Genomic DNA, 12,724 nt, shown 5'->3' on the forward strand with positions numbered 1-12,724 from the left:
CAATTTCCTTATTGATTATGGAAGCTGACGCTGCCTTTTTCGGCAAATGCGCGCGTGGCTTGCTGGCAATCGTGGGTGGCGGACATTAATCCCGCCAGTAACTGGTGTGAGTAATCGGCATGTTTATTTTCCAGCGCCAGAATCAGTTGCTTAATATGCGCCAGCGCCACCGGGCCACATTTTTCCAGGTGCGCTAACTGATTCGCCATCCAGCTTTCTATCTGTTCTTTTTCTACCACTTCATCAATCAAATTCGCCGCCAGGGCTTCCTGCGCCGTCAGGCGTTTACCCAACATCAGCATCTGGCGACCAACCACCGGACCGACCTGATTAAGCACACGTTCGATGCCCATCCAGCCAGGCACCATGCCAAGCATCACTTCCGGGTTAGAGAGTTTTGCGCTGGGGCGAGCGATACGAATATCGCAGCACAAGGCAAGTTCAATACCGCCGCCGATGGTGTGACCGTTTAGATTCGCAACCGTTAATTGCGGTAAATTGCGTAGGCGATTAAAAACATCATTACCGCGTTTAATCCACTTTCTGCCCATATCTAATGGAGAATAAGTCGACCATGATTTAATATCGCCGCCCGCACAAAAGAATTTATCGCCGGTTGCGGTTAATTCGACTAATCGTAATGTGGTGTCGTTTTCAATTTCATTTAAATAATGATCGAGAGATTCAATCATCTCTTCATTAATGGCATGACATTTATCTTCACGGTTCAACGTCAGACGGCAGGAAGCCGCCGCTCTGCTGAACAGAACGGGTTGGTCATTCATGATCATTCCTTAACAATAATGCGCGATGCGATCGACGCTAATATCCAGCGTGCTGTTTATATCTTGCTGCCACCAGTACGGTGAGAATATTTCCAGCTCTATAGCGCCATTAAATCCGGCGTTTTCAACCAGGCGACGGATTGACGGAATATTGATGATGCCATCTCCCGGCATTCCCCGATCATTGACCAGATCGGTGGTTGGCACTAACCAGTCGGAAACATGAAATGCGAGAATTCGTTTTCCGGCACGCAGGATTTGGCTGGCCAGTTCCGGGTCCCACCAGACGTGGTAGACATCCACCGCCACGCCGAGACCAAACTCACCATCGGGATCGAGTTCATCACACCAGTCCAGTGCCTGGCGTAGCGTACACAAACAGGAACGATCGGCGGCAGTCATCGGGTGCAGTGGCTCCAGCGCAATTGGCACGCCGACTTCTTTCGAATGTGGCAGCAACTGGCGAATCCCTTGTTTCACCTGTTCCCGCGCCTCATACAGATCTTTTGTGCCAGTTGGTAACCCGCCAACCACCTGCATGTAACAGGCGGCGTTCAGCGCAGCGGCATCGTCCAGCGCCCGACGGTTATCATCTACTGCCAGTTTGCGCTCCGCCAGCGTCGGCGCGGTGTAATAGGTGCTACGACACAAACCGGAAACGCTCATGTTACTGGCGGCAAGCTGGCGGGCGATCTGCTGGAGATCTTCGCCCTGCAACTCTCTGCGCCAGGGGGCGAGCGCGCCGATACCGCGTGCGGCGCAGGCATCAATAATGGCGGGTAGCGGCATTTTATAGCCCAGCGTCGCGGTATTAATGCTGAATAAATCCGGGCGTTGTAACAGATCTCTCATGATTCAGCCTCAGAAGCGCGGCATACTTAAGCCGCCGTCGATAGCGACCGCCTGGCCACAGGTATAAATCAGTTTGCCTTCCGCCATTGCCCGTACTGTGGAGGCGATATCAGCCGGATAACCCCAGCGTCCCCACGGCACCAGACCTTTGGCAATTAATTCATCGTAATAGGCCGTTGCCGGAATGGTCATATCGGTTTTGATTAGGCCGGGGCGCACTTCATAGACGCCAATTTGTTCATTGCAAAGGCGAGCGGCAAACAGACGAGCAGCGGCAGAAACGGCGGTTTTGGCAATGGTATATTCGCCGCGATTCATCGCCAGCATGATAGCGTTGATTGAACTGACAAAAATAATCGAGCGGTGCGGTAGCTCCGCTTCCGGTTTCGGTTGTGCCAGTAAGCGTTTACTGAATGCCTGAGCGAGGAAAAACGGCGCACGGGTGTTAATGGCAATGTTTTGGTCGAAGCTGTCAGGCTCCAGGTCGAGAAGGTCACCGCGCTTTTTCACGGAAATCCCCGCGTTGTTGAGCAGACAGTCCAGACGCCCCCACTGGTTTTGCGCCGCGTCGAGCATCTCTTCATGCAGGGAGAGATCGCCAACATCGGCAGGGAAGCAAATCACTTCCACGCCTTCTGCCAGACATTCCTGTTGCGTGGCATGTAATTTTTCTACGCTGTCGGCATCGGGGCGATCGTTAATCAGCAGGTTAAAACCGCCACGAGCAAGTTCCAGCGCACAGCCTTTTCCAATACCACGTGCGGCTCCGGTAATCACGGCAACGGGACGAGTGGACTTCATACAATAACCCTCTTTTGAATATTGTTTCCTTGAGTGACGATTAGCTTGCGACGTGTGGAAAGAAAGATCAACCATCTGGTTGGTTGATCTGCGATAGCGATCACAGGGCATTTGATAACTCGATGAAAGTACGAGTTTTTGCCCTTTTTTCTGGAGCTGAAATCAAATCAGGTTATGATAGTAATCCTGAAGAGGTCGTGGGGAAGCGTTATGTATCTTGATACCAGCAACGTACAAAGCCTGAAGGAAAAACTATTATTATGTGCGGTTAATGAATTTGCCGAATATGGTTATGAAGGGGCCAGAGTCGATAATATCGTGAAGGCTGCGGAGTGCAGTAAACAGACGGTTTACCATCACTTTGGTAATAAAGAAAATTTATTTATCGAAGTGCTGGAATATACCTGGAATGATATTCGACAAAAAGAAAAATCCCTTGATGTTTCAGGTCTCCCTCCACAAAAAGCAATTGAAAAAATCATCGATTTTACCTGGGATTATTACATTGCTAATCCCTGGTTTTTAAAAATTGTGCATAGTGAAAACCAGAGCAAAGGTGTGCATTATGCAAAATCACAGCGTCTTCAGGAAATTAACCACGCGCATTTGCAGTTAATGGAATCCTTGTTGGCTGAAGGGAAGAAACTCAATATTTTTAAGCCTGATATCGACCCGTTGCAGGTGAATATCAATATTGCCGCGCTTGGAGGATATTATTTGATCAACCAGCATACGCTTGGCCTGGTTTATCACATCAGCATGGTTTCACCGCAAGCGCTGGAAGCCAGACGTAAGGTCATTAAAGAAACGATCCTTAGCTGGCTTCTGCTTGAACCTTCATCTACCGCGCACGAATAAAACTGCCATCTGGCTGGCGGGTAAACAGAACCTGTTGATTATTCTCCGTATCAATGGTTAAGCCCGTCACCACGCCGCTGGCGTTCTGGCGAATTTTCACTATCTGCCCATTTTGCAAATTACTCAGCGGTTTACCCACGCCTTCTACCTGCGCCATTGCATAGACATCAGTGGCGGGTAGACCGTGGTCGCGGAACAGTTGCGCCATCGTTTTGCCGGGTTCGACACGGTAAGAGCGCCACTGGTTGTCAATTCCGCTATCTGGCTGGAAAGGTTGTGTTTGTGCGGTTTGCGGCTGATCTTCAGGCTGACTTTCCTGTATCGGTTCAGGGGCGACCGGTGCCACCTGATCGGGATCATTTTGTGGGATGACTAATTGCGCCCGCAGTTGTTCTTCCGTCGGCGGTTGGGATTGCGACTGAATATCCAGTTGCGCTTCACGCGTCACCACCGGCGCGTCGGGCGTATCATCAGACGGAAGTAGAAAACCGACCACCAATACAATGGCGGCAATAATGATCCCCCGACGATGCATCGGCGGCAGCGGGTCCATGAAGCGAAAATTGTCCGGCGCGTGCCAGACTTTCTCCAGGGTTGGTTTTAGTTCAAAGCGCCCGGGCATGGTTTCCTCCTGCTCCGCGTCTTGTTCCTCAATCATAGCCTATGAATAAGCTAACGCTATGATGTCCGTGGTAAACCCGCTTTTATTATATTCATACGGGATATTGCTATTGTTTCTTTTTCCCCGTGATTTGTCATCATTCCCGCGACAAAGTTTTACCCAAAGTTGTGTGGCTGATATGCTGCCCGCTACTTTTTACCCTAAGAAAGGAAATACGATGACCACCCCAACTTTTGATACCATCGAAGCGCAAGCAAGCTACGGCATTGGTTTGCAGGTAGGGCAACAACTGAGTGAATCTGGTCTGGAAGGGTTACTGCCAGAAGCACTGGTTGCAGGCATTGCTGATGCGCTGGAAGGCAAACATCCGGCTGTTCCGGTTGATGTGGTGCACCGTGCGCTACGTGAAATCCACGAACGTGCCGATGCTGTTCGTCGTCAGCGTTTCCAGACGATGGCTGCCGAAGGTGTGAAATACCTTGAAGAAAACGCCAAAAAAGAGGGTGTGAACAGCACCGAATCTGGCCTGCAATTCCGCGTGATTAATCAGGGCGAAGGCGCAATTCCGGCACGTACCGACCGCGTTCGCGTTCATTACACCGGTAAACTGATCGACGGTACTGTATTTGACAGCTCCGTTGCCCGTGGCGAACCGGCTGAATTCCCGGTTAACGGCGTGATCCCCGGCTGGATTGAAGCACTGACTCTGATGCCGGTAGGTTCTAAATGGGAACTGACTATCCCGCAGGAACTGGCTTATGGCGAGCGTGGCGCTGGCGCGTCTATTCCTCCGTTCAGCACCCTGGTGTTTGAAGTCGAACTGCTGGAAATCCTCTAAGCAGCGCATTCTGTTCCCCTCGAGCCAGAGGGGAGCAGGCATTCAGCAATAAACCCTTCAGTTTGCCAAACGGCGCTATTTTGTGTTGCAAAGACCACGTAAGCGTGTATTTTTGTGAGCTATTTCGCGTTATCACCGTGATATGACACTCACTTTAAACATTAAATTAACATTAGATCTAAATCTTAGTATTCATCCCGCGCATTGTTACCTAATATCGATGAGTCCCGATACCGATTCGTCGTATCATAGACTGACAAAAGGCCGCAGAGCCTGAACAACACAGACAGGAAGAAAAAACATGGTAGATCAGGTAAAAGTCGTTGCCGATGATCAGGCTCCGGCTGAACAGTCGCTACGGCGCAATCTCACAAACCGGCATATTCAGCTTATTGCCATTGGCGGTGCCATAGGTACAGGGTTGTTTATGGGTTCCGGTAAAACAATTAGTCTTGCCGGGCCGTCGATCATTTTTGTTTATATGATCATCGGTTTTATGCTCTTTTTCGTGATGCGGGCAATGGGGGAGTTGCTGCTTTCGAATCTGGAATATAAATCTTTTAGTGACTTCGCTTCCGATTTATTGGGGCCGTGGGCGGGTTATTTCACTGGCTGGACTTATTGGTTCTGTTGGGTGGTAACCGGTATGGCGGATGTTGTGGCGATTACCGCTTACGCGCAGTTCTGGTTTCCAGGACTTTCCGACTGGGTGGCGTCGTTGTCGGTGATCATTCTGTTGCTGGTTCTTAATCTCGCCACCGTGAAAATGTTTGGTGAGATGGAGTTCTGGTTCGCGATGATCAAAATCGTCGCTATTGTGTCGCTGATTGTTGTCGGTCTGATTATGGTGATGATGCACTTCCAGTCACCGACTGGCGTAGAAGCGTCGTTTGCGCATTTGTGGAATGACGGCGGCTGGTTCCCGAAAGGCTTAAGCGGCTTCTTTGCCGGATTCCAGATAGCGGTTTTCGCTTTTGTGGGGATTGAGCTGGTCGGCACAACGGCTGCGGAAACCAAAGATCCAGAGAAATCACTGCCGCGTGCGATTAACTCCATTCCGATCCGCATCATTATGTTCTACGTCTTCGCGCTGATTGTGATTATGTCCGTGACGCCGTGGAGTTCAGTGGTCGCGGAGAAAAGCCCGTTTGTAGAACTGTTTGTGCTGGTGGGGCTGCCTGCGGCGGCAAGTGTGATTAACTTTGTGGTGCTGACCTCTGCGGCTTCTTCTGCTAACAGTGGCGTATTCTCTACCAGCCGTATGTTGTTTGGTCTGGCACAGGAAGGCGTCGCGCCGAAAGCGTTCGCTAAACTCTCTAAACGCGCAGTACCAGCGAAAGGGCTGACCTTCTCTTGTATCTGTCTGCTCGGCGGCGTGGTGATGTTGTATGTGAATCCAAGCGTGATTGGCGCGTTCACCATGATCACCACGGTTTCAGCGATTCTGTTTATGTTCGTCTGGACTATTATCCTTTGCTCGTACCTGGTGTATCGCAAACAGCGTCCACACCTGCATGAGAAGTCGATCTACAAGATGCCGCTCGGCAAGCTGATGTGCTGGGTATGTATGGCGTTTTTTGTGTTCGTTATCGTGCTGCTGACGCTGGAAGATGACACTCGCCAGGCGCTGCTGGTTACTCCGCTGTGGTTTATCGCGCTGGGGCTGGGCTGGTTGTTTATTGGTAAGAAACGTATAGCGAAGTAATGCTGCTAAGGCACCTGCGGGTGCCTTTCAGGCTGCAAAATTGCCTGATGCGCTACGCTTATCAGGCCTACGGGAGCTCTGCCATATATTGAATTTGCGTGCTTTTGTAGGCCGGATAAGGCGTTTACGCCGCATCCGGCATGAACAAAGCACACTTTGTCTGCAATCTCTTTTGTCTTTATACATTCCTAAAAATACTTCCCGTCATCGACAGCGCCCAGGCGCGGGCTTACCGTGAATCTTTGCCACTTATTGCAGAGTTCACTATGGCTAAGCACAGTTGGTTATTAATCGCCGCATTACCTCTCTCCATTTCACCTTCCTGGGGCGCAGATTTTTATTACCGCCAGCAGGAGAAAGGTACGGTTTACATTGCCGAATAGAAGGGGGAAAAAGATGAGATCCTCTCCGAATTACCAGATATTAATTTTTCCCACCTTTGGCGCATTGCCAATTTAGCCAATAAACAAGAAACCCGCTTACTGTCCGATTTTAATCCCGATAAGTTCGATTGCGATGATGAGGGGGATTGTCAGCATACCTGGCTCACCGATGGACGCACTGTCCTTTGGGCAGGCAAAGTCCTGACAAACCCATCCGGTAAACCTAATGTCGATGCCACCAGTTTTCAGGCATTCGGCGCTTTCGCTGCCGATAAACGCAGTATCTATTTTGATGGTCAGCGTACCGATGATAATAGCGGTGATAAGCAGGTGGATATGTCAACGCTGGAAGAGACGGACATCTGGAATTTACTGCGTGATAAAAATAGTCTTTGGCATAAAGGTCGCTGGTTGGGTCATGCCGATGGATTTCAAATCGTGCGGCATGATTCAGCCATACAATTTGTTGTGCTGACAAATTCGCAGGTAATTGTTAACGGTAAGCTTCTGCCCGCCGATCGCAAAACTTTTCAGATTAAACGTTGGATGCCTGGTGAACGGTTGGTTTATCGCGATAAAAGCGGCGAGCATGACTATGAGCTTGAGGATATTGAGTATCGCTGTGCGCCATTTAATAGTGGTCTGAATAATGTGTCCTGGCTCAAACATGAAGCCACTCCAGCGGGCAGTGACTGTGTTTATGAAACGCTGGTGGGGGTTGATCCGGAATATTTTTATCTGTTTGTTTGGGACACCGGTTTATATAAGAACCAAATTTATAAAGTAACAACCAACGCCTTGGGTGAAGGTGAATTGATTAATCTTAAGTCGGAGGAACTCTCCGACTCACTTGAAGCAGGTGGTTGGCGGAGATTAATTAATACGTATATATCTCCAGACGGGCAGCTTTACGCTCAACAAGCGACTGAAATTGTGAAAGAGCGTGCCCGGCAAGGTGAATGGCTGCGTTATAACCTGGGTGTGGGAGGATGGTCATCGGTGAAGCAACCTCCGAGCGGACTAAAACCCTTATTTAAATAACCTCTTCACACTAACAGCTTCAGGATGACGCTATGTTGCGAATTAAACCCCTTTGTCTCGCCCTGGCTTTATTTTCAACCACCTCACTAGCCTGCTCCGGTGTACCTTCTGCTGCGTTTTACTACCAGCCGTGGGGGCAAGGAACAAAATATAGCGTTGAAGATAGTGACGATTATGGACTCTATTTCCCGGATATTCATTTACCGCAGGTCAAGTTTAAGCAACTTCGCCGCGTACCCAACGGCACTGATGATAAATATGATTCTCCGGATAATATCAATAATGATTTTGTACAAGTGGATGCTGGCACTTATATCAGAACTAATGGCGGCTGGCGTTTCGACTGGTTGACTGATGGCCGTCATATTTTATGGGCAGGGAAAATAGTCCAGAACCCGCCGGGAACACCGAAAGTCGATGCCGCAACATTCCGTGCCTGGGGACGTTTTGCCGCTGATAAAGACAGCCTCTATTTTGATGGCGAACGCACGGATGATAACCGCGGCGAAAAGCAGGTTGATATGGATTCGCTGCAACAAGTCGGCGGTCGCGTTCGTTCAGGTGATTCTGCGGATGTGCTCAAAGATCGCCGCAATATTTATTTTCAAGGGCGTTGGTTAGGCAGTGCACAAGGGTATTCTATTCTTGGCGTTAAATCCTGGACACGTCGCCCCATTCTTTATTCACCTAATAGTTGTGAAAGCAAAAGTAATCCTGGACCGTGGGATACCATTTGGCGAACCCAATCGCAGGTCTTTGTGAATGGAGATGCCATCAATGCCGATCCGGATACCTTTCATCTTGTGCGCTGGATGGCCGGTTCACTACTGATTTATCGCGACAAAAACGGGGAGAAACGTTATTCGTTCGGGAAAGATTGCCGGAGTACGTTTGATCTACAGCGAGATAAAGTAACATGGTTGACGCGTGATGCTTCCCGGCGCGCTAATGACTGCCGGGTTGCGACCATTCCTGATGTTGATCCGGAATATTTTCGCCCGTTGACGCAGAATGTGGCGCAATATAAAGATTCGCTCTATCTGGTGAAGTATGTTTCTGGGGTCGAAAAAACGCTTTCGGTTATTCATTTACCCGACCCCAAACAAGAATTACAGGGAGGCGTTAATATTGTAGGGAATAAAGTTTATTTCATCGCGAGCGCTGATGTGACTATTTTCGATATTAATGGGCATTGGACGTGGTATAAAAGCCCCGATGGCACAACATTAAATTATTTGGCACATGATGACCGCTATACGTATTTTATTAACGAAGACACGGTTGAGCTCTTTGAACTGAAAGGCCAATGGACGTGGTTTAAATACGCCAATGGTCAATTATCAGATACCTTTGCTCATGATGACCATTATATTTATTACGTAGGAGATGGGTTGGTTCGTGATGCGAAGCGGCGTAATGAGACTCGACAACTCAATGCGGCGCATCTTGATAAAAACGGCAGTCTGCTTACCGTTGAAGGTAAGTACACCAGTTACAATAATGAATTGCTTCCACTGAGTGACTGAATCACTTAACAATCAACGATCCTGCTCATGTCAGGATCGTTGATCAAACAAATCACTCACCCGCCAGCGCGCGTGGGAACAGTACATTATTTTCCAGACTGATGTGCTCCATTAAATCATCAATCAGTTCATTAATACCGTTATACATCGCTTTCCAGGTGGTGCAGGCTTCCGGCGGCGGTGTGACGTTATTGGTAATGTGTTTGATAACCTCCAACAGCTCACCTGCTTCATCGTGTTCGCTTTCCATTACGCTGATTGGCCCCATCGCCTGGCTGCCCATGCCTTGTTTGATCATCGGGAAGAGGATCTGCTCTTCTTTCATCATGTGGCTGGAAAGCTCTTCATGCAGCATAGTCAGGTATTTTGTCAGCCCTTTTGGCACGCTCGGTTTGTCGGCGTGAACGCGCTCTACTTTGGTGGCTTGCAGGATCAACTCTGGCAGTTGTTCACGGTGACGATCGTGGTAGCGCACGATGATATGGTCGATGATTTCTGCCAGCGGCGCGCTACGCCAGTCTTTCTCAATCGGTTGTTCAGCAAGCTTTGCCAGTTCGGCTTCAATGACGTCAACATCCAGTTCTTTACGTGCCGCCGCGCGAGCCAGCGTCTGCTTACCGCCGCAGCAGTAATCCATATCATATTGACGAAACAGAGCCGAAGCGCGAGGAATAGAGAGCGCCAGTTCACCTAAAGGTTGGTCGCGATAAGCCATAGCTGATACCTCATTCTTAATAAGATAAGATGTATTTTAAATGCATCTTTAAGTTAAAAGCTATAACCCTTACGTAGCAGAGGATTATTTAACAGACTGGCAAGGTGTCAACTTTCAGAGACAGGTTCAGCTAAGGGTTTTTCCGGTTTTGCTCTGACTGCAATGATCACGCCGGCCACTAACAGCGCGATACCGCTCAGCGTCATCAGCGGTGGAATTTGTTGGCGGAGTAAAAAGGTGTACAGCAAACCTGCCAGCGTTTCGAAAACAATCAGCGGCCCGAGGATCACCGTCGGTAATCGCTGGCTGGCGACGTTCCAGCAAAGTGCGCCGACCCATGAGCAAAGCACGGCGATAGCAATCATCAGGCTAATAAAGGCCAGTGGACGGGAGCCAAAAGGTAGAGAGAAATCAGGCATTTGCGTATTCAGCCAGAAACAAGCAACAACATAACCGATGAGCGAAACCGGCAGCGTGACCAGCGCCTGCGCCGTCGCCCACATCATTGGATGTTTGTCTGGATTTTCCCGCAGCCAGCGGGCGTTGCGCAATGCATACCACGCCCAGCAAACCACGGAGACTAATGCCAGCATGACGCCTGAGGTATAACGTGCCCAGTCAAAATTGGGGAGACCGTGGTTTAACTCAGCAATATTTACACACGCAAGGCCGATACCAATACAAACCAGCGCCGGGGCGAGTTTCCCCCACGCGAGTTTGCCGTCGCGCTGGCTGTACAGCAAATTGGCAAAGACCGGGATAACCACTGGCAGGGTGCCGATAATCATCGTGGAAACAGGCGCGCCGGTTCGCTGAATGGCACTGGCAAGGCAAAAGTAATAGATGAGATTGCCCATCATGGTGAGCATTAGCGCGGTAAGCCAGTCGCGACGTGTCAACTGGCGCAGACGCACGCGCCCCAGCCAGGCAATGGGCAGTGCAATTAAACCTAATGCCAGATAGCGTCCCATTGATTGCAGCATCGCCGGGTATTCTGGAACGATCAACGGCCCGACAAAAATAAGCCCCCACATCAACCCTGCTAACAGGGCGTACAGCACGCCGCTAATCATCACTGGCATCCATTGGTCTGTCAGAAGAAATATTCAGGGAACAGAGATGGTTGCTCCCCGCATCCCGTCATTATCAGAGAGGATGCGGGAGGATGCCACTTTAATTAACTAGTTATTAACATTAAAAAGCGCGTTTACGCTTTCGGCTAATGTTGTTGTCGGGCGGCCAATCAGCGTGCTGAGTGTTTTGCTGTCATCAAACAGACCACCTTTTGATGCGCCAACGTCAGAGTCAGCCAGCATATCCGCCAGTCCGCCAGGAAGACCAACGCTTTTCAGCGCTGCGGCGAAATCGGCTTCGCTCATATTCTGGTAGATAACTGGTTTGCCGCTCTGTTTGGTCAGCTCTGCCGCTAACTGTGTCAGCGTCCAGGCGTTGTCGCCCGCCAGCTCATAGACTTTGCCTTCGTGACCTGCTTCGCTAATTACGCGTGCCGCAGCCTCTGCGTAATCTGCACGAGTTGCTGAGGCAATTTTGCCATCGCCCGCCGCACCAATAAATACGCCGTGTTCCAGTGCTGCCGGGGCGCTGGCGAGGTAGTTTTCAGTGTACCAGCCGTTGCGCAGCAGGGTATAAGCGATGCCAGAATCAGCCAGCATTTTCTCCGTCTCGATATGCTCAGCAGCCAGGCCGAGCGGGGAGGTGTCCGCATGTAACAGGCTGGTGTAGGCGATAAATTTCACGCCAGCCACCTTTGCTGCATTAATAACATTACGATGCTGCGAGGCACGCTGTCCCACTTCGCTGGAAGAGATCAGCAGCAATTTTTCCACGCCCTGTAGCGCAGATGTCAGTGCAGCTTCATCGCCGTAGTCAGCCTGACGCACGCTAATGCCTTGTGCGCTCAAAGCATGCGCTTTTTCCGGATTACGTGCGATAGCCACTATTTGGCTGGCAGAAACGGTTTGCAGCAAAGATTCAATTACATTGTGACCAAGCTGGCCGGTCGCGCCGGTGATTGCGATCATGAGAAATCTCCATTGGTTTGTCTTGTGTTTAAATACGCTAACACCTAAACTAACTTTTAGTAAGTACATACAAAAAGGTAAGTATGAAATGAGTCGGGTAAGCCTGTCGCAACAACTGAAAGAGGGAAACCTCTTCGCTGAGCAGTGTCCGTCGCGGGATGTGTTGAAACACGTTACCAGCCGTTGGGGGGTACTGATTCTGGTGGCGCTGCGCGAAGGCACTCATCGCTTTAGCGACTTGCGGCGTAAAATGGGCGGAGTGAGCGAAAAGATGCTCGCGCAGTCGTTACAGGCGCTGGAGCAGGATGGATTTGTTAACCGTATCGCGTATCCGGTGGTGCCGCCGCATGTGGAATATAGCCTCACACCGCTGGGTGAACAGGTCAGTGAAAAGGTTGCTGCACTGGCAGACTGGATTGAGTTGAATTTGCCAGAGGTGCTGGCGGCGCGGGATGAACGTGCGGCATAACTGCCGGAGACCTACGATTCGTGGTTTGTAGGGCGGATAAGACGCGTCAGCATCGCATCCGCCAGGAAGTGCCGGATGCGATGCATG

12 protein-coding genes and 1 pseudogene are annotated in these 12,724 nt (G+C 50.1%); 6 read left to right on the forward strand and 7 right to left on the reverse strand.

What is annotated here, in order from left to right; translation table 11 throughout:
* Positions 1-8 precede the first annotated feature (8 nt).
* The 3 genes from ESM_RS0118115 to ESM_RS0118125 are packed head-to-tail and all read right to left on the reverse strand — an operon-like array spanning position 9 to position 2,438.
* Positions 9-785 carry an enoyl-CoA hydratase/isomerase family protein gene (locus ESM_RS0118115; protein WP_000999672.1) on the reverse strand — a complete coding sequence of 259 codons (777 nt, stop codon included), beginning with the start codon at positions 783-785 and terminating at the stop codon, positions 9-11.
* Positions 786-794: 9 nt separating this feature from the next.
* Complete coding sequence (locus ESM_RS0118120; RefSeq protein WP_001205218.1) at positions 795-1,637, reverse strand: sugar phosphate isomerase/epimerase family protein; 843 nt, start codon at positions 1,635-1,637, stop codon at positions 795-797.
* A gap of 9 nt (positions 1,638-1,646) precedes the next feature.
* Positions 1,647-2,438 (reverse strand): 3-ketoacyl-ACP reductase, encoded by a 792-nt coding sequence (locus ESM_RS0118125; protein WP_000843394.1) that lies wholly within the window; start codon positions 2,436-2,438, stop codon positions 1,647-1,649.
* Positions 2,439-2,648: 210 nt separating this feature from the next.
* Between ESM_RS0118125 and ESM_RS0118130 the strand changes: the two genes are divergently transcribed.
* Positions 2,649-3,296 (forward strand): TetR/AcrR family transcriptional regulator, encoded by a 648-nt coding sequence (locus ESM_RS0118130; RefSeq protein WP_001517639.1) that lies wholly within the window; start codon positions 2,649-2,651, stop codon positions 3,294-3,296.
* Here ESM_RS0118130 and ytfB read toward each other — a convergent pair.
* Entirely contained in the window at positions 3,280-3,918 is a 639-nt protein-coding gene (gene ytfB / locus ESM_RS0118135; protein WP_001119463.1) for a cell division protein YtfB, read from the reverse strand. The genes ESM_RS0118130 and ytfB overlap by 17 nt on opposite strands.
* Before the next feature lie 217 nt (positions 3,919-4,135).
* Between ytfB and fklB the strand changes: the two genes are divergently transcribed.
* The 4 genes and pseudogenes from fklB to ESM_RS0118155 all read left to right on the forward strand — a co-directional run bounded on the left by fklB (position 4,136) and on the right by ESM_RS0118155 (position 9,411).
* Positions 4,136-4,756: an FKBP-type peptidyl-prolyl cis-trans isomerase gene (fklB, locus tag ESM_RS0118140; RefSeq protein WP_000211229.1), complete on the forward strand. Its 621-nt coding sequence runs from the start codon at positions 4,136-4,138 to the stop codon at positions 4,754-4,756.
* A 301-nt stretch (positions 4,757-5,057) separates the two neighbouring features.
* On the forward strand, positions 5,058-6,461 hold the full coding sequence (cycA, locus tag ESM_RS0118145; RefSeq protein ID WP_000228359.1) for a D-serine/D-alanine/glycine transporter: 1,404 nt from the start codon (positions 5,058-5,060) through the stop codon (positions 6,459-6,461).
* A gap of 266 nt (positions 6,462-6,727) precedes the next feature.
* Positions 6,728-7,885, forward strand: a pseudogene (locus ESM_RS1000000129540) (hypothetical protein).
* A gap of 32 nt (positions 7,886-7,917) precedes the next feature.
* Positions 7,918-9,411, forward strand: coding sequence for a hypothetical protein (locus ESM_RS0118155; RefSeq protein WP_000944314.1), 1,494 nt, complete (start codon positions 7,918-7,920; stop codon positions 9,409-9,411).
* 52 nt (positions 9,412-9,463) lie between these two features.
* Here the strand turns inward: ESM_RS0118155 and ytfE are convergent, their stop codons facing one another.
* The 3 genes from ytfE to ESM_RS0118170 form a co-directional block, all read right to left on the reverse strand.
* Positions 9,464-10,126: an iron-sulfur cluster repair protein YtfE gene (gene ytfE, locus ESM_RS0118160; protein ID WP_000331472.1), complete on the reverse strand. Its 663-nt coding sequence runs from the start codon at positions 10,124-10,126 to the stop codon at positions 9,464-9,466.
* Positions 10,127-10,233: 107 nt separating this feature from the next.
* Entirely contained in the window at positions 10,234-11,199 is a 966-nt protein-coding gene (locus tag ESM_RS0118165; protein ID WP_010379620.1) for a DMT family transporter, read from the reverse strand.
* 108 nt (positions 11,200-11,307) lie between these two features.
* Positions 11,308-12,168, reverse strand: coding sequence for an SDR family oxidoreductase (locus ESM_RS0118170; RefSeq protein WP_000560543.1), 861 nt, complete (start codon positions 12,166-12,168; stop codon positions 11,308-11,310).
* 88 nt (positions 12,169-12,256) lie between these two features.
* Between ESM_RS0118170 and ESM_RS0118175 the strand changes: the two genes are divergently transcribed.
* Entirely contained in the window at positions 12,257-12,637 is a 381-nt protein-coding gene (locus ESM_RS0118175; protein ID WP_010379622.1) for a winged helix-turn-helix transcriptional regulator, read from the forward strand.
* The last annotated feature ends 87 nt before the right edge of the window (positions 12,638-12,724 follow it).

Source organism: Escherichia sp. TW09308 (assembly GCF_000208565.1).
GTDB classification, from domain to species: domain Bacteria; phylum Pseudomonadota; class Gammaproteobacteria; order Enterobacterales; family Enterobacteriaceae; genus Escherichia; species Escherichia marmotae.